Here is a 26,302-nt window from a genome sequence, read left to right on the forward strand (position 1 = left end):
GGTGTCCTCGTTTACGCGCCTGGTGCTTCGGGCAAACCGCCATAGGCGGCCCAGGTGGTGCCGGCGATATAGCCGGCATCGACGGGAAGGTTGATTCCGGTGACGCCACTGCTCAGCGGCGACAGCAGCCACGCGATGGCCTGTGCGACTTCGATCGGCTCGACCAGTCGATTCATCGCGGTCGGACTTTCGAGCCACTTTTTGTTCAGCGCACCCGAAGCGATGCCGGCTTCCAGTGTCGCCGTGCGGGTGAAGCCGGGCGAGACTGCATTGACGCGTACGCCGCTGCGTCCCCATTCGGCAGCCAGCGTCTGCGTGATCTGGATGACACCGGCCTTCGCCGCGGTATAGGCGTGGATCGGGCCTGAGGTCATGCCGGCAACGGAGGCGACATTGACGATCGCGCCGCGCCGGCGCTCGGCCATCTTCACGCCGACGTTGCGGGCCACCAGAAACGTGCCGCGCAGATCGATATTGACCTCGCGGTCCCATTGTTCCATTCGAACGCGTTCGATTTTGTGCATCTTGCCGAACACGCCGGCAGCGTTGACCAGCCCGATGATTGGGCCGTGCGCGGTCTCGATATCGGCGATGCCGTCGACAACAGCGCTTTCATTCGCGACATCAAAGGGCGCGGGCCACAGGATGGTTTGCGTTTCCGCGAGCGGTTCGGGCGCAATATCGACAATAACGACCTTTTGGCCTTGAGCAGCGAGAAGCGTTGCGGTCGCCGCGCCAATGCCGCGGCTGCCGCCGGTGACGAGAACGATGCCTTCAGCGGTCATGGCTGTTGCCTTTATCCGGTGTGAACAGCCCGCGCGTGACCAGCTTTCGGTAGGCGGAGATGACATGGTCGGGTGCGGCCGTTACCGCGCCGCCGGTGTATGAGTATCGCCGGCTCAGGTAGCCGCGCGCGCCCATGAACATGTGGACGATGGCTTCGAACTCCTCGTCGCTGAAATCCACGATGGCGCCCGCCGTGCGGGCGCGCTTGAGAATGCGTACATAGGCGGTCGCGATATTATCGAGATGCTTCTGGTATCCGATTGGTGCAAAATACTCGGCCTCGTTGAGGATGCGCAGGAACTCCGGCACTTCGCGGATGAAATCGAAGAAGGCGCTGAAGCGCTCGATCTCCTGCCTCGCGGCATCTGCGGTGCCTGTGCGCTCGCGGATGAAGTGGACCATGTCGATGCCGATCTTCGGCAGCAATTGATCGAGCAGTTCCTGGCGGTTCTCGAAATGATTGTAGAACGTGCCTTGGGCAACGCCGGCTGCCTCGGTGATGCGGGCGACGGAAGCCTCGGCGTAGCCGTACTTGCCCACGATCTTGGTGGCGGCGTCGAACAATCTGCGCTTGGTCCAGGCGTTGCGCTCGACGCGGTTCAACTTCGTGATCTTACCGGATGCGGCTTGCGATGATTGCGTCATGCGTGAGTTTCCAGTTCGGCGCGCAGTACGCGCTTGAGAACCTTGCCTGAGGGGTTGCGCGGCAGATGATCGCGGATGATGAGTTGCTTCGGTACCTTGAAGCTGGCGAGGCGCGTGCGGCAATGTTCGATGAGATCAGGCAAATCCAGCGTGGCGCCATCCGTGAGCACCACGACCGCAACCGGCTTCTCGCCCCAGCGCTCGTCCGGCATGCCGACGACGGCAACTTCGCGCACCTGCGGCAGCTCGTAGATGACGCGCTCGACCTCGGAGGAGGCGATGTTCTCGCCGCCGGAGATGATCACGTCCTTCTTGCGGTCGGTCAGATAGAGAAAGCCATCTTCGTCGAGGTAGCCGATGTCGCCACTGCGAAACCAGTCGCCGAAGAACGCGGCCGCAGTTTTCTCGGGATCTTTCCAATAGCCTCGCGTGACCTTCGGGCCGCGGAGGCAGATCTCGCCGTTCTGGCCTGATGGCAGCCGGTTGCCGGCGTCATCGCGAATTTCGATTTCGACATGGGCAATGGCGCGCCCCGTTGAGCCGATCTTTTCGATCTCGCGGTCGGCTTCCATGAAAGTATCGCCGCCGCAGGTCTCCGTCAGCCCATAGGCGTCGATGTAGCGGGCGTTCTTGAAATAATCGGAGAAGGCGCGGATGCGCGCTTCCGGGGTTTTCTCGCCGCCGCCGATCGCCCATCGCAGGCTGGAGACATCGTAGCGGTCGCGGGTCGGGCAGGTGAGGATCGCGGTCGTCATGACCGGTGCAAACCAGGCGGCGTTGAGCTTTTGGGCTTCGATCGCGGCGAGCGCCTGCTCGGGCTCGAAGTTGCGGTGGATAGAAAGCAGGCCGCCATGCCAGAGCACCGCAATACCCGGCAGGTCGAGCGCGCCGACATGATAGAGCGGACCGACCACCAGCAGTCGCGTCTCCGCGCTTAATCCCAAGACAAGCGTCTGATCGGCCGACTTCCAGTACAGGTTCTCGTAAGTGAGCATCACGCCTTTGGGTCGGTCGGTGGTGCCTGACGTGTACATCAGCCGCATCAGCTCGCGCGGCTGCCGCACCTGCATCGGGGCGGGCGCGATGTCGGGCGCAAGCCGTGTGACCGTGGATTGCGCGGACGCATCGAGCAGCACCACTGGTGCGCCGCCTGCGGCAATGCCTGCGAGTTCTTCGTCCGCAATCAGGATAAGCGCGCCGGAATTGGCGACGATGTAACCGACTTCATCTGCGGACAGGCGATAATTGATCGGCAGAAACACCGCGCCGATGTGGCTGGTCGCGAACACCAGTTCGAGAAAGGCCGTGCTGTTCTGCATCAGCACCGCGACGACGTCGCCGGGGCCGATCCCGCGCGCGGCGAGCCAGCCGCCGACCCGCCGGATGCGAGCGTCGAACGCGGCGTAGGAGACATCCTCGCCGCGGTATTTCAGCGCACAGCGGTCCGGCGTCCGCCTGGCGTGAAAAGCGATGAAGCTCGAAAGGTTGATCATTTGCCGCTCGAAACGCCGGTTTTCGGTCTGGCTTCCGATATATGAATTCTGACTCGTAATTCATCTTTGGCTTGACGTCACCCCCCTCGCTCTGAAATCCTTAAGGTCTACGGAGGCGTCACGATCTCCGGCAGGGATTGGGAACGCCAATCCACAGGGAGGAAGCAATGACGAGAACCCGCAAACCGGGCGTAAGCCGACGTGCGACGTTGGCGATGATGGGCGCCGGTGCCGTTTCATTCGCGACGCCCTGGGTGGCGCGCGCGCAAGCCAAGACCATTAAGATCGGCATGCCGACCATTCTCTCCGGCCGCGTGGCGCAGCTCGGAACCTCGTCCCGCAACGCGGTGATGCTGGAGATCGAAAAGGTCAATGCTGCCGGCGGTCTCGCTGGACGCCAGATCGAGATGGTGATCCGCGATTCAAAGGGACAGCCGCAGGAAGCCGCCCGCGTCGCACGCGAGCTCGTCAACACCGACGGATGCGAAATCCTGATCGACGCCGAAGCGTCGTCGGGCGCGTTCGCCGTGCACGAGGTGGCGCGCGATCTCGGCGTGCTCTGTCTCCACACCAATTCGGAAACTTCCGCGCTGACCGCCGATCCCAAGCAGCACATTCCGAACGCCTTCCGTACCGCGCGCCAGGGCGTGCATGACTCGATCGTCGGCGGCAGCTACGCGGCGGCGATTGCCAAGGCCAAGGGGCTGAAGAAGTGGGCGACCTGTTCGCCCGATTACGCCTATGGCCGCGATACCACCGGCGAATACGTGACGTATCTGAAGCGCTTCGCGCCCGACATCGAGATCATCAGCGAGTCCTGGCCAAAGCTGTTCCAGCCTGATTACACCGAGGTCGTAACAAAGATCCTTCAGGCCAAGCCGCAGGCGCTGTATTCCTGCCTGTGGGGCGGCGACCTCACGTCCTACATCGACCAGGCCAACATCTACGCGCTGTTCAGCCAGATGGAAGTGTTCGCAGTCAACATGGCCGACTACACCGCGCTCACGGTCGTGAAGAACCTGCCGAAGGGCATTCACTCCGGTAACCGTTACATCAAGACATATCCCGCAACCCCGGAGAACGCCGCGTGGGGCGACGCCTACAAGGCAAAATACAACGAATATCCTACCAACTGGTCGTGGGAGAATGCGACGGCGATCATGCTGCTCGCGGAAGCGTCCAAGAAGGCGAATTCGGCCGACGGCAAGAAGATTGCGGAGGCGCTCCGCGGCCTGAAGATCAAGTCGCCGTTCGGCGCCGACGGCACCGTCACCATGCGCGCCGAGGACCAGACGCTGGTGGGCTATGCGATCGGCTGGGGAACCACGATCCCGCAGGAGCCCTACGTGCCGAAGGTCGAGGCGGGCGACTGGAAGACGATCTTCGAACTTGAAACCGAGTGGAAGAAGAGCAAGGGCTACACCTGATTGACCGCGACGGCGGAGGTGGCGCAAGCTGTTGCCCGTTCGCCGCCGAATGATCTTCGCGTGCTGTTCCGGCGCGCTGGAATGGATGTATTCCCTTGGACCTCGACGCGCTTACGGGCTGTCTCGCCAGCTCCGCCTGTCTGGTGACGCAAACCACCAGCGGCTTCATCATCGGCATGTTGCTGTTTCTCGTCGCCGTCGGGCTGACGCTGATCTTCGGCGTACTCAAGGTCGTCAACTTCAGCCACGGCGCCTTCTATATGTTCGGCGCCTATTTCGCCATGACGGCCTATCAGTTCTCCGGCAGTTTTGCGCTGGCGATGCTGTGTGGTGCGGCGGGTACGGCCATCCTCGGTCTGATCTTCGAACGCGTCTTCATGAGCCGGGTCTACGGCGCTGACGTGTTGATGCAGCTTCTCGTCTGCTACGCCTTCGTGCTGATCTTTGATGACGTGGTGCGGATGATCTGGGGCCCTGAATTCAAATCGATGGGCATGCCGGCGGCGTTCCAGGTGGTGCCGCTGTTCATCGCCGGCGGGGTGGTGCCACCATATTATCTGCTCTTGATCGGTGTTGCGCTCGCGGCCGCCATGATCCTCGGGCTCGGCCTTGCCCGCACCAGGATCGGCAAGGTAATCCGGGCGGCCGCCCATAACCCTGGCATGGTATCCGCGCTCGGCATCAACACCGGCCTGATCTACGGCGGGGTGTTCGCGCTCGGCGGCATGCTGGCGGGCCTTGCCGGCGCACTTGCGGCGCCGGTGCGCTCGCTGACGCCGGGCATGGGATTTTCGGTGCTGATCGAATCCTTCATCGTCACCGTGATCGGCGGCATGGGCTCGATCCTCGGTGCACTGATCGGTGCGCTCTTGATCGGCATGATCCGCTCGTTCGGGTCGCTCGGCTTTCCGCTGTTTACCGAAGGGCTGATGTACCTGTTCATGGTGATCGTGCTGGTGTCGCGGCCGACCGGCCTGTTCGGCAAGGAGGTCGCATGACCGAATTGCAGGCCGAGCAGGGCGCGCAGGCGCTCGACGTACCTCATGCCCAGGCAAAGACGCGGCGGAATCGGGATGCCCTGATTGCACTTGCGGTCTTTGTCGTGCTTGCCCTGTTGCCGGCGGTCTTCAGCAGCAAATTGCTGCTCGACTTCGTGATCCGCTGCGCCGCCTACGGGCTGTTCGCGACGTCGCTCAACCTTTTGGTCGGTTACACCGGCCTGATTTCGTTTGGCCATGGCATGTTCTTCGGCCTCGGCGCCTACGGCTTCGGGTTGATGATGCAGAAGACCGGTGTTCCTGTCCCGGTGGCTTTCGTCGCAACGCTGGGGATCACGCTTGTCGTCGCCCTCGTCATTGGTGCCATCTGCGTGCGGCTGAAGGAGATCTATTTCGCCTTCGTAACACTGGCGTTCCAGATGCTGATCCACTCGACGATCCTGTCCTGGGTATCGCTGACCGGCGGCGATCAGGGATTGCGCGGTGGCATTCCGCGGCCGCCATTTCTGGGCATTGATCTGTCGAACCAATTGCATCTCTATGTCGCGAGTTGCGCGTTGCTGGTGATCGGGCTGTTCTTGATGCATCAGATCGCGCAGTCGCCGTTCGGCTACACGCTACGCATGATCCGCGACAATGCAACGCGTGCGAGCTTCATCGGCATCGACGTCTGGCGTGCCAAACTGACGATCTTTGTGCTCGCGGCGCTGTTCGCCTCGACCGGCGGGATCATCATGGCGCTATTCGTCTCCGGGGCCTATCCGGAATTCGCCTATTGGACTATTTCGGGCGAGGGCATCTTCATCAACATGCTCGGCGGCGTGACCACATTCCTCGGGCCGATGGTCGGCACCGTGCTGCTCCTGATCCTCAACGATACCGTCACCCGTCTGACCGAATATCACGGACTCGTGCTGGGCGTCGTGATCCTGTTCTTTGCGATCGGCCTGCGGAAGGGCCTGATGGATTTCGTCGTCGAATGGTACGCGCAACGTCGTAACGGTGCCAGGGAGCGCGGCTAGCCATGTTGCAGATCCGCTCCCTTTCCAAATCGTTCGGCGGCGTCAAGGCGACCGATAACGTCACGCTGGATTTCGCCGATGGTTCGCTCACCGCCGTGATCGGCCCCAACGGCGCCGGCAAGAGCACGTTCTTCAACCTGATCACCGGCGCGCTGACGCCCGACGCTGGCCAGATCTTGCTCAACGGCCTCGACTTGGCCGGGCGCACGCCGCCTGAGATCGTTCGCCACGGCATCGGCCGCGCGTTTCAGGTCGCGAGCATCTTTCCGTCGCTGACGGTGCAGGATACGATGCTGGCAGCGGTATGCGCCGATCAGCGCAAAGCCAGCGTCCTGCACCGTCGCTTCCCGCTGGCGGAGACCCGCGATCGCGCCGAGCATGCAATGGAATTGCTGGGACTGGCCAGCAAGCGAAGCCGCACCGCGGCGACGCTGTCGCATGGCGACCAGAAGCTGCTCGATATCGCACTCGCCCTGGTGCTCGATCCCAAGGTGCTGCTGCTCGACGAGCCAACCGCCGGCATGGGCACCGAAGAACGCTGGCGGATGATCGAGAAGGTGAGGGAGCTCTGGGAGACGCAGAGGATCACGGTGGTGTTCATCGAGCACGACATGGATATCGTGTTCAAGATCGCGCCCGAAATCGTCGTGCTCTGTTATGGGCGCATTCTTGCAACCGGCAAACCGGATGCGATCCGCCGGAATGAGGCGGTGATCGAGGCCTATCTCGGCACCGAACATCATGCAGGGATCACTGTATGAGTGCGCAGCCGGTCGTGCAGGTCGAAGACCTCGACGTCTATTACGGCACCAGCCAGATATTGTTCGGCGTCGGCCTGTCGGTGCGGCAGGGCGAGACGATGGCGCTGCTCGGCCGCAACGGCGCCGGCAAATCGACCACCATGAAGGCCATCATGGGGCTCGCTCCGGTCCGCCGCGGCACGGTCACCTTGCAAGGCAGGGTTGTCTCCGGGCTGAAGCCGCATCACATCGCGCGCGCCGGCCTCGGCTTCGTGCCGGAAGATCGCCAGATCTTTCCCGAACACACGGTCGAGGACAATCTGGTCATTGGTGCCAAGAAGGGTCCCAATGGCGAGGACGAATGGCCGGTCCGGCGCATCTATGACGTGTTTCCGCTACTGGAGCCGCTGCGGCATCGGATCGCGGGGAGGCTGTCCGGCGGCGAACAGCAGATGCTGGCGATCGCGCGCACGCTGATGGGCAATCCCGCATTGCTGGTGCTGGACGAGCCGAGCGAGGGGCTGGCGCCGATCATCGTGCAGCGGATCGGCGAACTCTTGCGACAGCTCCGCGGCACCGGAGCCACCGTGCTGATCGCCGAGCAGAACATGCATTTTTGCCTTGGCCTTGCGAGCCATGCGACGGTTATCGACAAGGGCCAGATCGTCTACACATCCGGGATCGAAGAGCTGAAAGCTAACGACAACATTCGGCAGCGCTATCTCGCGCTGTAGCTTTCGGCGTAGCACTATCGACGATCTGGTCGAGGCCGGCGCGGTGCGCCAGGTCAGGGGAGGCACGGCATGAGTACCGATCTGGTTCGTTATTCCGTATCTAGCAATATTGCCGAGATCATGCTGGATCGCCCGCCGGTCAATGCGCTGAACATGGACCTGATCGATGCGCTGCTGGCGGCGCTGGCGAAGGCCAGGGACGACGAAGCGGTGCGCGCCGTCATCATCGGCAGTGCGCACAAGGTGTTTTGCGCCGGGCTCGATCTGGATATTGTTCGCGGCAAGCCCGGAATCGAGACCAAGAAGTTTCTCGAACGGCTGTATTTCGCGCTCAACGACATCCAGTATCGCATGGGTAAGCCGACGATTGCTGCAGTCGACGGCGCGGTTCGCGCCGGCGGCATGACGATTGCGATCTCCTGCGACATGATCATCGCGGGCGAAGGCTGTACCTTCGGCTATCCCGAGATCGACGTCGGCCTGATCCCGGCCATTCATTTCGTGCAACTGCCACGGCTGGTTGGCAAGCACCAGGCGTTCGGGCCGCTGTTCCTCGGCGAGCCTTTCGATGCCGCAACTGCCTTTCGCATGGGGTTGCTGAGTGAGGTCGTTCCGAAGGGAACCGCGCTGGATCGGGCGCGGGAGATCGCGCGCAAGCTTGCTGCCAAATCACCCATCGTCATGAAGATCGGGCGCGATGCTTTCATGCGGGCGGTCGACGCCGATTTCCGCCGCTCGGTCGAAAATGCCGCGGAGAGCTTTGCACTCGTTGCAACGACGGAGGACTGTCAGGAAGGCTTGAATGCGTTCGTCGAGAAGCGAACGCCAAACTACAGGGGGCGCTGATGGCTGGATTGTATTTCGAGGAGTTCGAGGTCGGCCGCGAATTCCATCATGAGTTCAGCCGCACGGTGACCGAGATGGACAACACGCTGTTCAGTCTCCTAACCATGAATCCGCAGCCGCTGCATATCGATGCGCATTTCGCCGAGAATACCGAATTCGGCCAGCGGCTGTTCAACAGCCTCTATACGCTCGGCATCATGATCGGCATGAGCGTCTACGATACGACGCTCGGCACCACGATCGGCAACCTCGGCATGACCGATGTGAAATTCCCAAAACCGGTATTCCACGGCGATACGCTCAGGGCGCATACCAAGATCATTTCCAAGCGTGAGAGCAAGTCGCGGCCGAACCAGGGCATTGTCGAGTTCGAGCACACCATGACCAATCAGCGCGGCGAGGTGGTGGCAAGCTGCCGCCGGACCGGCCTGATGCATTGCAAACCGAAGGCGTGAAGACATGCGATCGTTCCTGTTCGTTCCCGGTGACAGCCTGCGCAAGTTCGAGAGCGCCAAGAAGACGGCGGCTGATGCGCTGATCCTCGACCTCGAGGACTCGATTGCGCCGGATGAGAAAGTCGGCGCGCGGCGGATCGTGCGCGAGATGCTCGACGCCCGGAATCCGGACCAGAAGATGTATGTCCGCGTCAACGCGCTCGATACCGACTTGACGCTTGGCGACCTGGCCGCGGTCATGCCGGGCCGGCCAGACGGCATCGTGCTGCCGAAATGCGCCGGCGCTGCCGACGTGAACCGTCTGTCGCTGTATCTCGATGCCTTCGAGGCCGCCGCCGGGATTGAACAGGGATCGACGAGGATCGTCACCGTAGCGACGGAGACGGCGAGGGCGGTGCTCAAGCTGCTGGATTTCGAGAACATGAGCCCGCGGCTGTGGGGCATGATGTGGGGTGCCGAGGATCTCGCCGCGTCGCTGGGCGCGTCGCGCAACCGGACCGCCGGCCGCTTTCATGGTCCGTTCCTGATGGCGCGCGATCTCTGCCTGATCAGCGCGGCCGCAGCGGGCGTCGTCGCCATCGATACCATCGCCACCGACATCAACGATCTTGACGCGCTCAGGGAGGAATCCATCGCCGCGCGACAGGATGGGTTCCTCGCCAAGGCGGTAATCCACCCCAAGCACGTCGATGTCGTCAATGCCGCCTTCATGCCGACGGATGAGGAAATCGCCTGGTCGGAGAAGGTCGTGAAAGCGTTCAACGACAATCCGACGTCAGGTGTCGTGAAGATCGACGGCAAGATGATCGACAAGCCGCATCTGCGCGCCGCGGAGAAGATCTTGGCGCTGCGAGGACGGTAGCGCGCTCATCTGCACCGTCGTTAACAAAGTGTTGCCATCGCGCCCTCAGCGCATATCCGCATCCTGTTTTCGGACCTAGTCGCATCGGGCGAATTGGTGTTTTTTACAACCTCGCCCGATTCGAAAAATTACTGCCTATCGAGATTGCCGTGACACCGCCCCCCGCCGCAGCCGCCAGGCTGGACAGCGTTCATCTGCCTTTGCCCGAAAAGAAGTCGACGATCCGCAAGGCGCCCGCGCGTGCCGACCGGCCGTTCAAGGGCATCGCGCTGGTGCTGGCCTCGACGGTGTTTCTCGGCGCCTCCGACGTCACGGCGAAATATCTGTCGGCAACCCTGCCTTCGATCGAGATTGCCTGGATCCGCTTTCTGGTGTTCGCGATGATCATGACGCCGGCGATGCTGCCGGGTTCCCCGCTCTATGCGCTGCAGACCAAACGCCGCGGCCTGCATCTGTTGCGCGGCGCGGCGCTGTTAGGCTCGTCGCTGTTCTTCATCTCCGGCCTGCGGTTTCTTCCCATTGCGGAGGCCTCCGCCACCGGCTTCGTCGCGCCGCTGTTCGTCACCGCGCTGTCGATCATCTTCCTCGGCGAGAAGGTCGGCCTGCGCCGCTGGATTGCGACCGGCGTCGGCCTGGTCGGCGTGCTGATCATCCTGCGTCCCGGCACCGGCGCGTTTCACCCCGCGGCGTTCTTTCCGCTGGTCTCGGCGCTGGCCTGGGCCTGCACGCTGATCATGACGCGAATGATGAGCGGCACTGAGCGCGCCATCACCACCATGACCTATTCGTCGATCGCGGGCCTGCTCATTCTCTCCGCGCTGGTGCCGTTTGTCTGGGTGACGCCGACCTGGCACGACATCGCCTTCGGCATCCTGATCGGCGTCGCATCGACCGCGGGGCAGTGGATCGTGGTGCTGGCGTTCCGCTATGCCGACGCCTCCGTGCTGGCGCCGTTTTCCTACACGCAATTGCTGTGGGTCAGTATTCTCGGCTTCCTGGTCTTCGGCGAAGTCCCGGATGCCTACACGATCACCGGCGCCGCCTTCATCGTCGCCTCCGGGCTCTATACCGCCCATCGCGAACGGGTCCGCCGGTCGCAGCTTCTGACGGTCTCGGGCGAGTCGTCGCCCAACGCCTGATCGCGCACTGATTGCGATCCGCGCCACAAAATCGTGGCGCGGGTGCCACAGTGCATCCGGAAAGCGCCTGACTATCAGCGCCAAATCAGAGAATTCCGGAACAGCCGCACCCTGGGCCGGAACCCGCGTGCTAACGTGAGTTCCCTGGAATGGCGCCGAAGAGCGCCGGGGGAATGGGGTTCGGGCGTTGCATTTTCAGTTGCTACCGTCGGCGCAGGGCCGACGCCGCCGGGATACGGCTGCGTGTGCAGTCGCGATGTCGGCGTCTCTCTTCGGTGCGTGCCTGTCGACGGCTCCCGCTAACGCGGCCTGCGCGCCCGATCCGGCGTCGAGCGCCGATACCGTCACCTGCAGCGGCAGCACCCCGGGCGGCTTTCAGGCCGGCGGCGGCGTCGACAACCTCACTCTCAACGTGCTGTCCGGGGCGACCGTCAGCCACGGCGGCGGTGGCTCGGCCATCGGCGTCAATGACTTCAATACCATTACCAATAGCGGAACGATCACCGGCGGGACATTGAGCACCGGCATCTTCGCCGGCGTGAACAACACTATTGTCAACGCCGCCTCCGGCGTCATTACCATGGCCGACCTAAGTCAGGGAATCTTCGTCGCCGGCAACAGCACGGTGACGAACGCAGGCCAAATCACGATCACCATGCCCGGGCCGGCGGACGGCATCCTGGCGACCAACGACGACAACACCGTCAGCAACCTCGCCGGCGCAACCATTACCATATTCGGCCAAGCTTCCGGCATCTCGATGCAGGGCAATCGCGCCATCGTCAACAATGCCGGCACGATCAACGCGGGTCCCCTCAGCACGGGAATCGATGTGTTCGGCCACGATGCCCTGATCACGAGCAGCGGCGTGATCAACGTTGCCAACAGCACCGCCGGGATCGTGGCGCAGGGCGACCGCGCCCTGATCACCCATTTCGGCACCATCACTGGCAGCACCGACAGCGCTGGCGTCGCCTATAACGGCTCGTCCGCCACGATCAGCAACAGCGGCCGTATCCTTCTCGGCGACGATACGCTCGGCATCGTCGCCAATACGGTCGGCATCGTCGTGCTCGGCGATTCCAACACCATCACCAACAGCGGCACCATCACCGTCGGAAGTGGCTTCGCCGCCGTAGGAATCGACGTCAGCAGTTTCGGCGGCAGCAACTCCATCATCAACACCGGAACGATCAACGTCGGCGCGGACGCGACGGGTATTTTACTCCAGGGCACCGGCACGGTTTTCAACTCCGGCACGATCAATGCGGCGGCTGGATTCGCGGCGATCGAACTCTGCGGCTGCGGCAACAGCACCCTGACGCTCGGGCCCGGCAGCGTCATCAACGGCCTCGTGATCGGCAACGGAACAGATACGTTGCAGCTTGGCGGTACCGGCAAGGATACCTTCAACCTCAACCTGATCGGCGCGGGCCAGCAATATGACGGCTTCTCGATCTTCAACAAGGTCGACGGCTCGAACTGGACCGTCACCGGCACGGGCGCGCAGAACTGGAACGTGCTTGGCGGCACGCTTTCCGTCAACGGCGTCATCAATAGCCTCGTGAGCGTGAACGCCGGCGGCACGCTCGGCGGCACCGGCACCATCGACAATGTCGTCGTCAATGGCGGCACGCTGGCGCCGGGCAACTCGATCGGCACCCTCAACGTGGCGGGCAGCCTGACGTTCTCGGCGGCGTCGAGCTACATGGTGGAGGTCTCGGGCACGAGCAGCGACCTGACCAGGGTTACCGGCGTGGCGACGCTTGGTGGTGCGACCGTCGTGGTCGCTCCGAGCGGCACGGTGACGAAGCAATACACCATCCTGACCGCGACCGGCGGCGTAGCGGACACGTTCAATCCTGTTGTATCAGGCGTTTCGCCGAACCTGAATCCGAGCCTCAGCTACGACGCCAACAACGTCTATCTCAATTTCGCGCTGAACTACGGCGGCGGCCTCAACGTCAATCAGCAGAACGTCGCCAACGCGCTGACCAATTTCTTCAATACCACCGGCAGCATCCCGGCCGGTTTCGCCTCGCTCTCGCCGGCCGGTCTCACGCAGGTCTCCGGTGAGCTGGCGACCGGATCGCAGCAGGCGACTTTCGATGCCATGAACCTGTTCCTCTCGCTCATTTCAGATCCCTTCGTGGCGGGCCGCAATGGCGGCCCCAGTGGCAATGCAGGCGCGATTCCGTTCACTGAGGAGAGCGCGCTCGGCTATGCCGCGAAGCCCCGCGCCGCGCGCGACGCCTTTGCCAAATTTCCGACCAAGGCGGACATCGCGCGCAACGACCTGTTCGACCAGCGCTGGAGCGTCTGGGGCTCGGCCTTTGGCGGCGGCAGCAACACGTCAGGCAATGCCGCGCTCGGCTCGAACGACGCGACCGCGCGTGTGTTCGGCTTCGCGGTCGGCGCCGATTATCGCCTCTCGCGCGATACGCTGGCAGGCTTTGCGCTTGCCGGCGGCGGCACCAATTTCAGCGTCTCGGGTTTCGGCTCGGGGCGCTCGGACCTGTTCCAGGCCGGCGCCTTCGTGCGGCACAATATGGGAGCGGCCTATATCACCGCTGCTGCGGCCTATGGCTGGCAGGACGTAACCACGGAGCGCACCGTCACGGTGGCCGGCTTCGAGCGCCTGCGCGCCGAGTTCAACGCCAACGCGTATTCCGGCCGCATCGAGGGCGGTTACCGCACCACGACGCCGTGGATGGGCATTACGCCCTATGCCGCCGGCCAGTTCATCACCTACAGCCTGCCGGCCTATGCCGAGCAGGTGCTGGCGGGCGCCGGCACCTTCGCGCTGAACTATGCGGCCAAGGACGTCACCGCCTCGCGCAGCGAACTCGGCGTTCGCACCGACAAGTCCTTTGCCGTGCAGAACGGTGTCCTGACCTTGCGCGGCCGCGCCGCCTGGGCCCACGATTTCAATACCGATCGCAACGTCACAGCGCTGTTCCAGACGCTGCCGGGCGCGGCCTTCGTCGTCAACGGCGCAGCGCAGGCGCATGATTCCGCGCTCGTCACGGGCGCGGCCGAGATGAAATGGTTGAACGGCTGGTCGGCCGCCGCGATCTTCGAGGGTCAGTTGTCCGACGTCACCAGTTCCTACGCCGGCAAGGGCGTTGTACGCTATTCGTGGTGATCCTCCCGCTAGCGTTTTCGAGCGAAAGCCGGCCCCGCACTTGATGCAGGGTGGCTCCCGGTTCGCGTGAAGAAAACGCGTCAAACAAAAAACCAGCGCATCGGTTCTGATTTCAATCAGAACCGATAGTGCTCTAAGGTGAAAGAAAACCACGGGAGGATCCTTCGTGCGCGCAGCCATTTTCCGCAACGGGGAAATTGTCGTCGACGAGATGCCGGAGCCGAAACCCGGTGCCGGGCAGGTGCTGGTGAAGTCGCTGGCCTGCGGCATCTGCGGCTCCGACCTGCATGCGCGCAAGCACGCGCACCACATGGTGGAGCTCGCCAAGCATTTTCCGGGCCGCAAGCCGATGGACCTTTCGCGCGACGTCGTGTTCGGCCATGAATTCTGCTGCGAGGTGCTGGACTACGGTCCTGGCACCACAGGCAAGTTCAAGACGGGCACCAGGGTTTGCTCGCTGCCGGCGCTGCTGACCCCGGAAGGCCCGCAGGGCATCGGCTATTCCAACGACAATGTCGGCGCCTATGCCGAGCGCCTGCTGCTCAGCGAAGCCCTGCTGCTCGAAGTTCCGAACGGCCTCGCCGCCGAGCACGCCGCGCTCACCGAACCGCTCGCGGTCGGCGTTCATGCCGTGGCAAAAGCCGACATCAGGGGAGGCGAGGTGCCCTTGGTGATCGGCTGCGGCCCGGTCGGGCTTGCCGTCATCGCAGCGCTGAAGATCAGGGGATTGCACCCGATCGTGGCCGCGGATTACTCGCCGGCACGCCGCGCGCTCGCCGAAAGGCTCGGCGCCGACATCGTCGTCGATCCCGCACGCTCGCAGCCCTACGCGACTTGGGCCGAGCACGCCCAGATGTCTCCGGAGGAAAAGGCTGCGCGCCCGCCGCTGCAGGCATTGTTGCCGGCGCTGAAACCCGCGCTGATCTTCGAATGCGTCGGTGTTCCCGGCCTGATCCAGCAGGTGTTCGAAGGCGCACCGCGCGATGCGCGCATCGTCGTGGTCGGCGTCTGCATGGAGACCGACCGCTCCGAGCCGATGCTCGGCATCCTGAAGGAGCTCAACGTTCAATACGTGCTCGGCTACACGCCCGAAGAATTCGCCTATTCGCTCCGCCTGATCGCGGAAGGACAGGTGGACGCCGCCTCGATGGTGACCGCCACCGTCGGCATCGACGGCGTGGCCAAGGCGTTCGCCGATCTCGCCAATCCGGAAGTGCACACCAAGATCATCGTCGAGCCGTGGCGGTGAGGGCCGTGTAGCAGCGTAGGGTGGGCAAAGCGAATCGTGCCCACCATCCAGGTGAATGTGGATAGATGGTGGGCACGGCGCTATGCGCCTTTGCCCACCCTACGGCATCTGATGCTTCGGATACTCCAACTGCATCGCGACGAAGTCGGCGGTATCTGTTCCGTAGCGCGCAGCAATGCCCGCAAGTGCGTGGTCCAGCGCTTCCGCCGGTTTCGTGCCATCGCTCGCCGGCAGCAATCGCTCCGCCGGCCAGCTTGCCGCGACCTGGTCGGGAAGTATCCGCAAGCCGCCGCGACTCTGCTGCGCGCCAGCCGCACTGGCGAACGTCACCGCCTGTGAGCGATAGGTCCGCGACCAGGCATCGGTGACAAGCGCCAGCGACACCTCGTCGACGCCTTCCTTGAGTTCGATGCCGAGTTGCTCGTGCGCCCAGAACGCGGCCGTATTGCGGATAGCCGTCAGCGCAAATGGGCGCGTGAAGTTGAACGCGTCGCTCTCGTGGCGCGCGTCCCAGTCGGCGAGGCCGATATCCCGTCCCACGGCGCGCGCCTTGTCGCGTCCGGCGATCGCCTCTATCAGCGTCAGCGATATCGGCATTGACGCGCTGATGCCGGTGGTGGTCGCGACGCCGTCGTCGACGACGAACCGTCGGTCCTCGACATAGCGCATCGTCGGATGCTTGCCGCGCAGTTCCTTAACTGAGTACCAGTGTGTGGTTGCCCGCTTGCCGTGCAGCAGCCCGGCATCGCCGACCACCTTGGCGCCGGCGCAGACGCCGATCACGATCGCGCCGCTGGCCGATTGATTTCTGATCCATCGCAGCGCCACCGGATCGTCGTCGCGGCTCATCGCGGGCACGATCACGTAGTCGGCGCCATCGGGATGCTGCGCATCGAACTCGGCAATCGTCGCCTGCGGCTCGACCTTGAGCACTGGAAAGAGCTGCACGGGACCGGGCGCGGTCGCCAGCGTCACGACATCGGCGATATCGGCGCGCTTGAGGATGCCATAGGGCATGAGATAGTCGGTTGTCTCGGTGGCGTCGTTGATGCCGATGATGGCGATCAGCGGACGCTGCCGCTTCGGCGGCTTCAGCGCCGCGACCGTCGCATCACGTTCGTCTTGCGCGATCGCCGGCGGGGCCGCGGCCGAAGGCGCCGGTGGCAACGAGAAAATCCAGGCTCCGCCGATCACGGCGACAAGTACGACTGCGCCGAGCGCGCTCCACAATACACGTCGCGAATTCATCGGTTTGCCGGCACGCGCCTTCTCATATCGACCAACCGCAGTCTACAGCCGCAGTGATCCGCGTGAAATGACGTAAATCCGGCGAAAACCGCCATGCGCGGAGAGATGCGAACCGACAATCTCGTGTCCCGGACGCGGCGCAGCGTGCTCCCGGCGATGCGAAGCATCGTCCGGTACGCTGCGCCGCAGAGCCGGGACCCACCGTGCCCGCGAGATGGACCCCGGCTCTGCAGCGCAGCGTTGCACGCTGCGCAGCGTCCGGGGAACGCGAGCTGAGAGACGCTCACACAGCATGAACGGCGATCGCTGCTGCCGGTATCCTCCCGGTTTGCGGGAATGTGCATCCGCCGTCGCGGTCATTGTCTCATGCCGGATGAGGCCGCAGCTTTGCGGGCGAGCATCACGGCCTCTGGACAGGGAGGGCTTCATGCCATCGGACAGACGTATGTTCCTGGGCGCAGGCCTCGGCGTCACCGCCGCGCTCGCTTCGCGCGCCAGCGGGTTGGCAGCTTCGGCACAGGCGGTATCGGCAGACGGTCCGCCTCTGCCTGCCAATGTCCGCCTTGAGCCGGAGGTTCGCGCCGCCGCAGCCCATGATTTTGGCCGCCTCATTCACAAGCAACCGCGCGGCGTGCTCAGGCCCGCATCGAGCGCTGACATTGCGGGCCTGATGCGCTGGGCCAGAGGCGCTGATGTCAAGGTTGCGGCGCGCGGGCAGGGCCACTCGATCTTTGGCCGCCCGCTGTCCGAAGACGGCATCGTGGTCGATATGAGCGCGATGAACGCAATTCGCGAGATCCAGCACGATCGCGTCGTGGTCGACGCCGGCGCAACGTGGAAAGATCTGCTTGACGCAACCTTGGCGCAGGGACTCACGCCGCCAGTGCTGACCAACTATCTCGGTCTATCGGTCGGAGGAACGATCGCGGTGGGCGGCATCGGAGCGACGTCATCCCGGCATGGCACGCAAGCCGACAACGTCATCGCGATGGACGTGGTGACGGGCGATGGCAATGAACTGAGTTGCTCGGCGGCCAGTAACGCCGATCTGTTCGACGGCGCTCGCGCCGGTCTCGGCCAATGCGGCATCATCACGCGGGCAACGCTGCGCCTGGTGCGCGCTCCCGAGCGTATCAGGCGCTTTCAGCTCTTCTACCGCGATTTGTCGTCGCTGACGGCGGACCAACGGCGCGTGCTGACGGAAGGGCGCTTCGACCGGTTGCAGGGGGCCATTCTTCCCGATGGCAGCGGCGGTTGGCGGTACCAGCTCGACGGCGCGATATCCTATAGCAGCGGCTCGGCTCCCGATGACAAGGCGGTACTTTTCGGATTGTCGGATGAGCGCGGCGCCGCCGTCATCGCCGACCTGACCTATCGCGAGGACGCCCTGGCGTTTGGAAAATTCGAAAATCTGCTGCGCTCGAAAGGCCAATGGTCCAATCCGCAGCCCTGGTTGTTGACGTTCCTGCGCGGTAGCAACGCCGAACGGGTCGCCGGCGATATTCTGGCTGGTCTGAAGGGCGATGCTGTTGGCGCGTTCGGGCGGATAACTCTCTACCCTTTGCTCACGAGAGCGTTTCACACGCCGCTGGTTCGCCTGCCGAAGGAAGACATGGTCTTCGTCTTCAATCTCATTCGCATCCCCGCATCGAACGATGCGGCGGCGGCGGAGCGGATGGTTGCGGCAAATCGTACGCTCTACGATCGCATTCGCGAAGCCGGCGGCGTTCAGTATCCGGTCGGTGCCTTCGCCATGTCGCCTGGCGATTGGGAGGTTCACTTCGGATCAGGCTGGCCGCAGCTTCGCGAAGCCAAGCGGCGCTACGATCCACAACATCTGCTGGCGCCCGGATATAATGTATTCTGACGTGCTGAGCTAAAGCAGATCGGTCTTCAGGCTGCTCGCCAGAAAATCCGAGAAACGCCGGACGCGTTCCAGCGGCGCCCGTGTCGGCGGCCAGACCAACTGGATCTGCATTCCCTCGGTTTCGAATTCAGGCAGCACGATCGCGAGCGTGCCCTGCGTGACGAGATCGCTGATCTGCCATAGCGGAAGCCGGGCAAGCCCGGTGCCTTCGCGCGCGGCAGCCCGGATCGAAGCGGCGCTGTTCGAACGAAAGCGGCCGTGCACCCGGATCGACTGCAGCCCGCCGTCGATCCGAAACGGCCATTTGTCGACCAACTCGGCGCCGGCGCGCACGATGCAGGCGTGCCGCTCGAGATCGACGGGGTGCTGCGGCCGGCCATGTTCGGCGAAATAAGACGGCGCGCCGACGATGACCACGCGCAGCGTATGCAATCGGCGGGCGATCAGGGATTCATCGGCGGAGTCGCCGATCCGTACGGCAATGTCGAGGCCATCAGCAACGAGATCGACCTGCTCGTCGGAGGCGCGAAGCTCGACATCCACGTTGGGATAGAGTTTTAGAAAACGGCTGACGATCGGCGCCACGTAGGATGACGCAAACAGAATGGGCGCACCGATTTTCAGCGGCCCCAGAATTTCGCCGCGCAGGTTGGCTGCCTCGGCCCGCGCCTCGATGATTTCTGCAACCGCCGGCTTGATGCGTTCGTAAAATACCCGCCCGGCCTCGGTTGGCTCCGACCGCCGCGTGGTGCGTTTGACGAGTTCGACGCCGAGCGCGCGTTCCAGCGCCATCAGCGACCGATTGAGGGATTGCAACGGGCGCCGAAGATGACGTGAGGCCGCCGTCTGGCTGCCCTTCTCGATGACTGCGAGAAAGGCTTCGAGGTCGTCCAACCGTTCCAATTCGATATACCGCGTCTGATATGCCGCTCCTTGGGAAGGTGGATCGAACATCCAGTAATTGCAAGGCCGGCCGACGCCACAGGCAAATCACTTCTGATTTTCAGAAATCGTGTCAAGCCCAGGAATCAAAAATATTCCGCTTAACGCGAGAGGCAAATCAGTCGCATATTCCGCCCGTCTCACCCGATGGAGGGGCGGCTCGCGATCGTCACGGACGTGCGGTGAGATGCGGTGGACGCGGAATGCGCAAGACGTAGGCGCAGGAAGCGTACGGCGAAGTCGTGTGGTTCGGGCGCCGCGGTGCTGGCGTTAAGTCCTTAAGAAGCAAAGCTTCTCAGGGGCGACGGAGGCAAAAGAGCCGTTCTCCGGGAAGAGCACGAAGTAAGCCGTAAAGCCATTGCGCAGGGAAGGCCGGGATGCTCCCGCTGTACCTGTATGCTCGTGTGCGCTTTTGCTATGCGCAACTGCACACGAGACCGCGGGTGCGGCGCGCACCCGGTCTTCCCTGCGCCCTCTGTTTGAGAGGGCGGGAAGTTGATGGCAAAACTCGCACAGATGATGTGGCGAGATCGCGAAGTCATATTCCGTTGTCGTCACCCGCGAAAGCGGGTGACCCAGTATTCCAGAGACGTCAATGATCGAACCGAGAAGCCGCGGCGTACTGGATCCCCGCCTTCGCGGGGATGACAGGTTGTGGTGCTTCAGCACTCGTCGTCATTGCGAGCGAAGCGAAGCAATCCATCCCTCCACGCGAACAGTCTGGATTGCTTCGTCGCTGGCGCTCCTCGCAATGACGGGGAGAGAGCCGCGCAATCACACCGGCAGCGCGATCGAATACTTTACCTGGCTCAACGCAAAACTCGACTCGATGGACGCGATGCCGTCGAGCCGCGTCAGCTTGGTCTTCAGGAACGCTTCATAGGAGGAGAGGTCGGCCGCCACGACGCGCAGGAGGTAATCGCGATTGCCGGTCATCAGATAGCACTCCAGCACTTCGTCCCATTTCGAGATCGCTTTGGCAAAGCGGTTGAGGTCTTCCTCCTTCTGCCGCGCCAGCTTGATCGAGATGAAGACGCTGACATGGAGCCCCAACGATTTCTGGTCGACGGTCGCGATGTAGCGGGTGATGACGCCGCGCTCTTCCAGAAGCTTGACGCGGCGATGGCAGGGAGACACGGACAGGCCGACCTTGTCGGCGAGCTCCTGCATGGTCATGCGGCTGTCGGACTGCAGTAGGGCAAGAATCTTGCGATCGATGGCGTCGAGGGAGGGCATTGGGATGAACTCAGGGTTTGGAGGCAGATTGTGGGAAACTATCCCAATATCGGGCGGTATGTCGCAGGAAATTGAGAATTTTGGTAGCCCACCGCCCGCTAAAATCGGCGCATACTGAACGCACCGGAGCATGGCCATGCCGATCGAGCCCGCACGCCTGGAAATGCTGACCGCGCTGGCGCGCAAGGTGTTGTGGCTGTCGTCATGGACCATCCATCACGCCAATCACGTCAGGCCTAACGTCGACGGCTTGAAGGTCGGCGGCCATCAAGCGTCATCCGCCTCGCTCGCCAACATCATGTCGGCGCTGTATTTCTCCGTGCTACGGCCGCAGGACCGCGTCGCGGTGAAGCCGCATGCGAGCCCGGTGTTTCACGCCATCCAGTATCTGTTCGGCCACCAGACCCGCGACAAGCTGGAAAACTTCCGCGGCTTCAAGGGCGCGCAATCCTATCCGTCGCGCACCAAGGATGCCGATGACGTCGATTTCTCCACCGGCTCGGTCGGCCTCGGCGTCGCGCAAACCCTGTTCTCCTCGCTGGTGCAGGATTACGTCACTGCCCACGGCTGGATGAAGGAGCGCCCCGAGGGGCGGATGATTGCGCTCGTCGGTGACGCCGAGATGGACGAGGGCAATATTTTCGAGGCGCTGCTCGAGGGCTGGAAGCATGTGCTGCGCAACACCTGGTGGGTGGTCGATTACAACCGCCAGAGCCTCGATGCGGTCGTCCGCGAAGGGCTGTGGGCGAAGTTCGAGACGATGTTTCGCAATTTCGGCTGGGAGGTCGTGATCGTGAAATACGGCCGCCTGATGGAGGCGGCGTTCGCCGAGCCCGGCGGCGAGGCCTTGCGGCGCTGGATCGACAATTGCCCGAACCAGATGTACGCCGCGCTTTGCTTCCAGGGCGGCGCGGCGTTCCGCAAGCACTTGCAGGACGACATCGGCGATCAGGGGCAGGTGTCGCAACTGATCGACCGCCGCAGCGACGACGAATTGCTGGCGCTGATGTCCAATCTCGGCGGACACGACATGGCCAGCATGATCGAGGCGTTTGAATCGATCGATCACGATCGGCCCGTCTGCTTCATCGCCTACACCATCAAGGGCGTCGGCCTGCCGATGCAGGGCCACAAGGACAACCACGCCGGCCTGATGACGGTCGCTCAGATGGAGAAGTGGCGCGCCGCGCAGAACATCCGGTCCGGCCATGAATGGGACAAGTTCGAAGGCCTGTCACAGACGCCGGCCGAACTCGAAGCATTTTTGGCGGCAGCGCCCTTCAACCAGGAAGGCCGCCGCCGGCTGACCGCGCCAGTGATCGAGGTGCCCGAGCGGCTTACCTTCAAGCCGGCGGCGCAGATGTCTACGCAGCAAGGTTTTGGGCTGGTGCTCAATGAACTGGCGCGCGGCGATACCGAACTGGCCGCGCGCATCGTAACCGCATCGCCTGATGTCACCGTCTCGACCAATCTCGGCGCCTGGGTCAACCGCCGCGGACTGTTCGCCAAAGCCGAAAACCACGACCTGTTCCGGCAGGAGAAGATCCCGTCCGCCTATAGTTGGGAGTTCTCGCCGAAGGGGCAGCATCTCGAGCTCGGCATCGCCGAGATGAATCTGTTCATCATGCTCTCGGCGCTCGGGCTGTCACATCAGATCAACGGCGAGCGGCTGCTGCCGGTCGGCACGTTGTACGATCCCTTCATCGAGCGCGGCCTCGATGCGCTGAACTACGCCTGTTACCAGGACGCGCGCTTCATGGTGGTGGCGACGCCATCCGGCATCACGCTGGCGCCGGAAGGCGGCGCGCATCAGTCGATCGCCACGCCTTTGATCGGAATGGCGCAGGACGGGCTGGCTTCGTTCGAGCCGGCGTTCGTCGATGAACTTGCCGTGATCATGGGCTGGGGCTTTCGCCATATGCAGCGCGAAGAAGGCGAGGGCGGTTCGGTCTATCTGCGGCTGTCGACCCGCACGGTCGACCAGCCGCAGCGCATCATGACGCCGGCCCTGCAGAGCGACATCACCTCGGGCGCTTACTGGCTGCGTGAGCCAGGCGCCAATTGCGATATCGTGATCGCCTATACCGGCGCGGTCGCCCCCGAGGCGATCGAGGCGGTGGGCTTGATCGGCGAAAGCCACCGCGATGTCGGTTTACTGGCGGTAACCTCCGCGGACCGGCTGCATGCGGGTTGGTCCGCCGCGCGGAACTTGCGCCGTGACTGCCGTGGCATCCAGCATCTCAGCCATATCGAAAAGCTGCTGGCGCCGCTGTCGCGGGATTGCGGGCTCGTCACCGTGATCGACGGCCATCCGGCCGCACTCGGCTGGCTCGGCAGCGTCCGCGGCCACCGCACTGAAGCGCTCGGCGTCGAACAGTTCGGCCAGACCGGCACCATCGGCGACCTCTACCGCCACTACGGCATCGACGCCAACGCCATCATCGACGCCGCCGAAAGCCTCACCGTAGGCGCGCCGGTGCGGCATCGGAAGATGGCGGTGTGAGAGTGAGCAACCGGCGGCATGGGTAACCCTCCCCTGGAGGGGGAGGGGTCGACGCTCATGAAATGAGCGGCGGGGTGGGGTGACGGTTTCTCCACATCCAACAGTGCCCGTGAGAAGAGACCGTCACCCCACCCCGTCTCACATTGCGCTGCGCTTCATGTGAGCCGACCCTCCCCCTCCAGGGGAGGGTAAACAAAGTACACACCTTGCCACCTCCTCATCCCCGATCTTATATCCAGCGCCTGCCGCATCGCGGCATCCCGCATATGGCGGGTTCAACTGCCCTGGCTTTCGTGCAAGGATGCCTGCCGAACGCTTCCGTTCCTCCCTCCATTGCTCCGAGATTAAAGAGGTTTCCGATGGTCAATCGTATGCAATTCTACATCGATGGCGCCTGGGTCGATCCTGTCGTCAAGAAGTCCACCCCCGTCGTCAATCCGGCGACCGAAGAAGCGATGTATGAAGTTGCGCTCGGCTCCAAGGCCGACCTCGACAAGGCGGTTGCCGCCGCCAAGCGCGCCTTCGTGACCTATTCGCAGACCAGCCGCGAAGAGCGCATCGCGCTCTTCGAAAAGATCATCGAGGTCTACAAGGGCCGCATGAAGGAGATCGGCGCCGCCGTGTCCGACGAGATGGGCGCGCCGCTGCCGATGGCCGAACGGCTGCAGGCCGGCGCCGGCCTCGGCCACATCGCCTCCACGCTCGAGGTGCTGAAGAACTATCATTTCGAGGAGACGCTCCCTTCGGCCGTCGTGGTGCGCGAGCCGGTCGGCGTCGTCGGCATGATTACGCCCTGGAACTGGCCGCTCAACCAGATCGCCTGCAAGGTCGCGCCCGCGCTCGCCGCCGGCTGCACCATGATCCTGAAACCTTCGGAATTCACGCCGACTTCGGCCTTGATCTTCGCCGAAATCCTGCATGAAGCGGGCGTACCGAAGGGCGTGTTCAACCTGCTCAACGGCCTTGGCCCCGAAGTCGGTGCCGCGATGGCCGAGCATCCCGACATCGACATGATCTCGTTCACGGGCTCGACCCGCGCCGGCGTCGACGTCGCCAAGCGCGCCGCGCCGACCGTGAAGCGCGTCAGCCAGGAATTGGGTGGCAAGTCGCCGAACGTCATCCTCGAAGGCGCCGACCTCACCAAGGCCGTCACCGGCGGCGTGATGCACATGTTCAACAACTCCGGACAGTCGTGCAACGCGCCGTCGCGGATGATCGTGCCGCTGTCGAAGATGAAGGAAGTCGCCGCCATCGCCAAGGGTGTCGCCGACAAGACCAAGGCCGGCGATCCGCGCGCCGAAGGCACCACCATCGGCCCCGTCGTCAATCGCGGCCAGTGGGACAAGATCCAGGCGCTGATCCAGAAGGGCATCGACGAAGGCGCAACGCTGGTTGCCGGCGGTCCCGGTCTCCCCGAGGGCGTCAACAAGGGCTTCTATGTCCGCCCGACCATCTTCGCCGACGTCACCAACGAGATGACGATCGCGCGCGAAGAAATCTTCGGGCCGGTGCTGACGATCATCGGCGCCAAGGATGAAGCCGATGCGGTGCGCATCGCCAACGACACGCCCTATGGTCTCGCCGGTTACGTCTCGGGCGATACGGTAGAAAGCGCGCGTCGCGTCGCCCGCCAGATCCGCGCCGGCAACGTCAACCTGCAGGGCGTGCCCAACGACCGCACCGCGCCGTTCGGCGGCTACAAGCAGTCCGGCAACGGCCGCGAATGGGGCAAGTACGGCCTCGAAGAATATCTCGAGGTGAAGGCGGTCGCCGGCTACAACGCGGCGTAATGGATGCGGCGCTCGCGCCGATCGTGAAAGATGCCGGCTGCGGAACCGCGGTCGGCATTTTTTTGACCAGAATCGTCGGCAGGCTGAAGCCAAGTCAATGCGCGCCGATACAGCGACGATCTAACAAGAAAAGTGTGGAGGATGCCCGTGAAGAAGATTGCCGTTGCACTTGCCACGCTGATGTCGCTGACGGCTGCCGCGGAGGCGCAGACTCCCAAAGATCTGATCGCGGCCCTCAAGGTAAAGTGGAACACGCCGACCGAGCCGTTCAAGATGATCGGCAACGTCTATTATGTTGGAACCGACGGCCTGGCCTCCTATCTGATCACGTCGCCGCAGGGCCATATCCTGGTCGATACGGTGATGCCGGAATCAACGGCGCAGATCAAAGCGAACATCGACAAACTCGGATTCAAGATCACCGACGTCAAATATCTGCTCAATACCCACGCGCACATCGATCACACCGGCGGCCTCGCCGAAATGAAGCAGGCCAGCGGCGGCCAGATGGTCGCCGGCGAAGCCGACAAGCCGCTGCTTGAAGGCGGCTACTATCCGGGCGAGCAAGAAGATACCGCACTGGCGTTCCCGCCCGTGAAGGTCGATCGCGCGGTTCGCGAAGGCGACACGGTCAAGATCGGTGACGTCACGTTGACCGCCCGCGAAACCCCCGGCCATTCGCCGGGCTGCACGAGTTGGTCGTTCTCGGTAAAGGACGGTGATGCCACGCGCTCGGTCCTCATCTTCTGTAGCGGCACGGTGGCGCTGAACCGCCTCGCCGGCAACCCGACCTATTCCGGTATCGTTACCGATTACCGGAAGACGTTCGCGCGGGCCAAGGACATGAAGGTGGATGTGCTGCTCGCGCCGCATCCGGAAATGTACAAGATGGCCGAGAAGCGCGCCAAGCTCACCGAAGGTGGACCCAATCCGTTCGTTAATCCCGGCGAGTTCAATGCCTATGCGGCGACGCTGGAGCAGGCGTTTGAAGAGGCGCTTGCCAAGCAAACCGCCGCCGCGCAGGAAAAGAAGGGGTGAGCGGGCGAGTTCTAACTTCCCGTCGTCCCGGACAAGCGAGCATCGCGAGCGCCGATCCGGGACCCATAACCACAGGAAGTCGTTTTGCGAAGGCTGGTGCTCCGGCCTGCTTCAACAACTCGATCCTGTGGTTATGG

At 63.3% G+C, this 26,302-nt stretch carries 21 protein-coding genes; 15 read left to right on the forward strand and 6 right to left on the reverse strand.

The window, feature by feature from the left end; genetic code table 11:
• Nucleotides 1–11: 11 nt before the first annotated feature.
• From V1277_RS23530 to V1277_RS23540, 3 genes are read right to left on the reverse strand one after another with little or no spacing between them, the layout of a single operon-like run.
• The gene (locus tag V1277_RS23530; protein ID WP_334418333.1) at nt 12–785 is read right to left on the reverse strand and encodes an SDR family NAD(P)-dependent oxidoreductase; all 774 of its coding nucleotides are present in this window, start codon (nt 783–785) and stop codon (nt 12–14) included.
• The gene (locus tag V1277_RS23535) at nt 775–1,431 is read right to left on the reverse strand and encodes a TetR/AcrR family transcriptional regulator (RefSeq protein ID WP_334418334.1); all 657 of its coding nucleotides are present in this window, start codon (nt 1,429–1,431) and stop codon (nt 775–777) included. Before V1277_RS23535 ends, V1277_RS23530 begins: the two co-directional genes overlap by 11 nt.
• Nucleotides 1,428–2,924, reverse strand: coding sequence for an AMP-binding protein (locus V1277_RS23540; RefSeq protein WP_334418335.1), 1,497 nt, complete (start codon nt 2,922–2,924; stop codon nt 1,428–1,430). The genes V1277_RS23535 and V1277_RS23540 overlap by 4 nt, the downstream gene beginning before the upstream one ends.
• A gap of 167 nt (nt 2,925–3,091) precedes the next feature.
• On the opposite strand from V1277_RS23540, the gene V1277_RS23545 reads away from it, so the two are divergent.
• The 11 genes from V1277_RS23545 (at nt 3,092) to V1277_RS23595 (ending at nt 15,541) form a co-directional block, all read left to right on the forward strand.
• Complete coding sequence (locus V1277_RS23545) at nt 3,092–4,351, forward strand: ABC transporter substrate-binding protein (protein WP_334418336.1); 1,260 nt, start codon at nt 3,092–3,094, stop codon at nt 4,349–4,351.
• 95 nt (nt 4,352–4,446) lie between these two features.
• Nucleotides 4,447–5,349, forward strand: coding sequence for a branched-chain amino acid ABC transporter permease (locus V1277_RS23550; RefSeq protein ID WP_028350130.1), 903 nt, complete (start codon nt 4,447–4,449; stop codon nt 5,347–5,349).
• Entirely contained in the window at nt 5,346–6,371 is a 1,026-nt protein-coding gene (locus V1277_RS23555; protein WP_334418337.1) for a branched-chain amino acid ABC transporter permease, read from the forward strand. The genes V1277_RS23550 and V1277_RS23555 overlap by 4 nt, the downstream gene beginning before the upstream one ends.
• A gap of 2 nt (nt 6,372–6,373) precedes the next feature.
• Nucleotides 6,374–7,132, forward strand: a complete 759-nt coding sequence (locus tag V1277_RS23560; RefSeq protein WP_334418338.1) for an ABC transporter ATP-binding protein — start codon at nt 6,374–6,376, stop codon at nt 7,130–7,132.
• Nucleotides 7,129–7,845 carry an ABC transporter ATP-binding protein gene (locus tag V1277_RS23565; RefSeq protein ID WP_334418339.1) on the forward strand — a complete coding sequence of 239 codons (717 nt, stop codon included), beginning with the start codon at nt 7,129–7,131 and terminating at the stop codon, nt 7,843–7,845. Before V1277_RS23560 ends, V1277_RS23565 begins: the two co-directional genes overlap by 4 nt.
• A 69-nt stretch (nt 7,846–7,914) precedes the next feature.
• The gene (locus V1277_RS23570; RefSeq protein WP_334418340.1) at nt 7,915–8,691 is read left to right on the forward strand and encodes an enoyl-CoA hydratase/isomerase family protein; all 777 of its coding nucleotides are present in this window, start codon (nt 7,915–7,917) and stop codon (nt 8,689–8,691) included.
• Nucleotides 8,691–9,146 (forward strand): MaoC family dehydratase, encoded by a 456-nt coding sequence (locus V1277_RS23575; RefSeq protein WP_028350125.1) that lies wholly within the window; start codon nt 8,691–8,693, stop codon nt 9,144–9,146. Before V1277_RS23570 ends, V1277_RS23575 begins: the two co-directional genes overlap by 1 nt.
• Before the next feature lie 4 nt (nt 9,147–9,150).
• Nucleotides 9,151–10,008 carry an HpcH/HpaI aldolase/citrate lyase family protein gene (locus V1277_RS23580; protein ID WP_334418341.1) on the forward strand — a complete coding sequence of 286 codons (858 nt, stop codon included), beginning with the start codon at nt 9,151–9,153 and terminating at the stop codon, nt 10,006–10,008.
• A gap of 194 nt (nt 10,009–10,202) precedes the next feature.
• Nucleotides 10,203–11,147 (forward strand): DMT family transporter, encoded by a 945-nt coding sequence (locus tag V1277_RS23585; protein WP_442894595.1) that lies wholly within the window; start codon nt 10,203–10,205, stop codon nt 11,145–11,147.
• 256 nt (nt 11,148–11,403) lie between these two features.
• Nucleotides 11,404–14,292, forward strand: a complete 2,889-nt coding sequence (locus tag V1277_RS23590; RefSeq protein ID WP_334418343.1) for an autotransporter outer membrane beta-barrel domain-containing protein — start codon at nt 11,404–11,406, stop codon at nt 14,290–14,292.
• A 166-nt stretch (nt 14,293–14,458) separates the two neighbouring features.
• The gene (locus V1277_RS23595; protein ID WP_334418344.1) at nt 14,459–15,541 is read left to right on the forward strand and encodes a zinc-binding dehydrogenase; all 1,083 of its coding nucleotides are present in this window, start codon (nt 14,459–14,461) and stop codon (nt 15,539–15,541) included.
• A gap of 99 nt (nt 15,542–15,640) precedes the next feature.
• Here V1277_RS23595 and V1277_RS23600 read toward each other — a convergent pair whose 3' ends face one another.
• On the reverse strand, nt 15,641–16,789 hold the full coding sequence (locus V1277_RS23600; protein WP_334418345.1) for a DJ-1/PfpI family protein: 1,149 nt from the start codon (nt 16,787–16,789) through the stop codon (nt 15,641–15,643).
• A gap of 427 nt (nt 16,790–17,216) precedes the next feature.
• Here V1277_RS23600 and V1277_RS23605 point away from each other — a divergent pair, with 427 nt between their 5' ends.
• Nucleotides 17,217–18,656: an FAD-binding protein gene (locus tag V1277_RS23605; RefSeq protein WP_334418346.1), complete on the forward strand. Its 1,440-nt coding sequence runs from the start codon at nt 17,217–17,219 to the stop codon at nt 18,654–18,656.
• 9 nt (nt 18,657–18,665) lie between these two features.
• Here V1277_RS23605 and V1277_RS23610 read toward each other — a convergent pair whose 3' ends face one another.
• Both V1277_RS23610 and V1277_RS23615 read right to left on the reverse strand, forming a co-directional pair.
• Nucleotides 18,666–19,550: a LysR family transcriptional regulator gene (locus V1277_RS23610; protein WP_334418347.1), complete on the reverse strand. Its 885-nt coding sequence runs from the start codon at nt 19,548–19,550 to the stop codon at nt 18,666–18,668.
• A gap of 822 nt (nt 19,551–20,372) precedes the next feature.
• Nucleotides 20,373–20,834: an Lrp/AsnC family transcriptional regulator gene (locus tag V1277_RS23615; RefSeq protein WP_057844495.1), complete on the reverse strand. Its 462-nt coding sequence runs from the start codon at nt 20,832–20,834 to the stop codon at nt 20,373–20,375.
• A 136-nt stretch (nt 20,835–20,970) separates the two neighbouring features.
• Between V1277_RS23615 and V1277_RS23620 the strand changes: the two genes are divergently transcribed.
• From V1277_RS23620 to bla, 3 genes are all read left to right on the forward strand, one after another.
• Entirely contained in the window at nt 20,971–23,337 is a 2,367-nt protein-coding gene (locus V1277_RS23620) for a transketolase (RefSeq protein ID WP_334418348.1), read from the forward strand.
• Nucleotides 23,338–23,696: 359 nt separating this feature from the next.
• A complete protein-coding gene (locus tag V1277_RS23625; RefSeq protein ID WP_334418349.1) occupies nt 23,697–25,127 on the forward strand; it encodes an aldehyde dehydrogenase family protein in 1,431 nt (476 codons plus the stop codon).
• A 147-nt stretch (nt 25,128–25,274) separates the two neighbouring features.
• On the forward strand, nt 25,275–26,165 hold the full coding sequence (bla, locus tag V1277_RS23630; RefSeq protein WP_334418350.1) for a subclass B3 metallo-beta-lactamase: 891 nt from the start codon (nt 25,275–25,277) through the stop codon (nt 26,163–26,165).
• Nucleotides 26,166–26,302 lie beyond the last annotated feature (137 nt).

This window comes from Bradyrhizobium sp. AZCC 1588 (assembly GCF_036924735.1).
Taxonomy (GTDB): Bacteria; Pseudomonadota; Alphaproteobacteria; order Rhizobiales; family Xanthobacteraceae; genus Bradyrhizobium.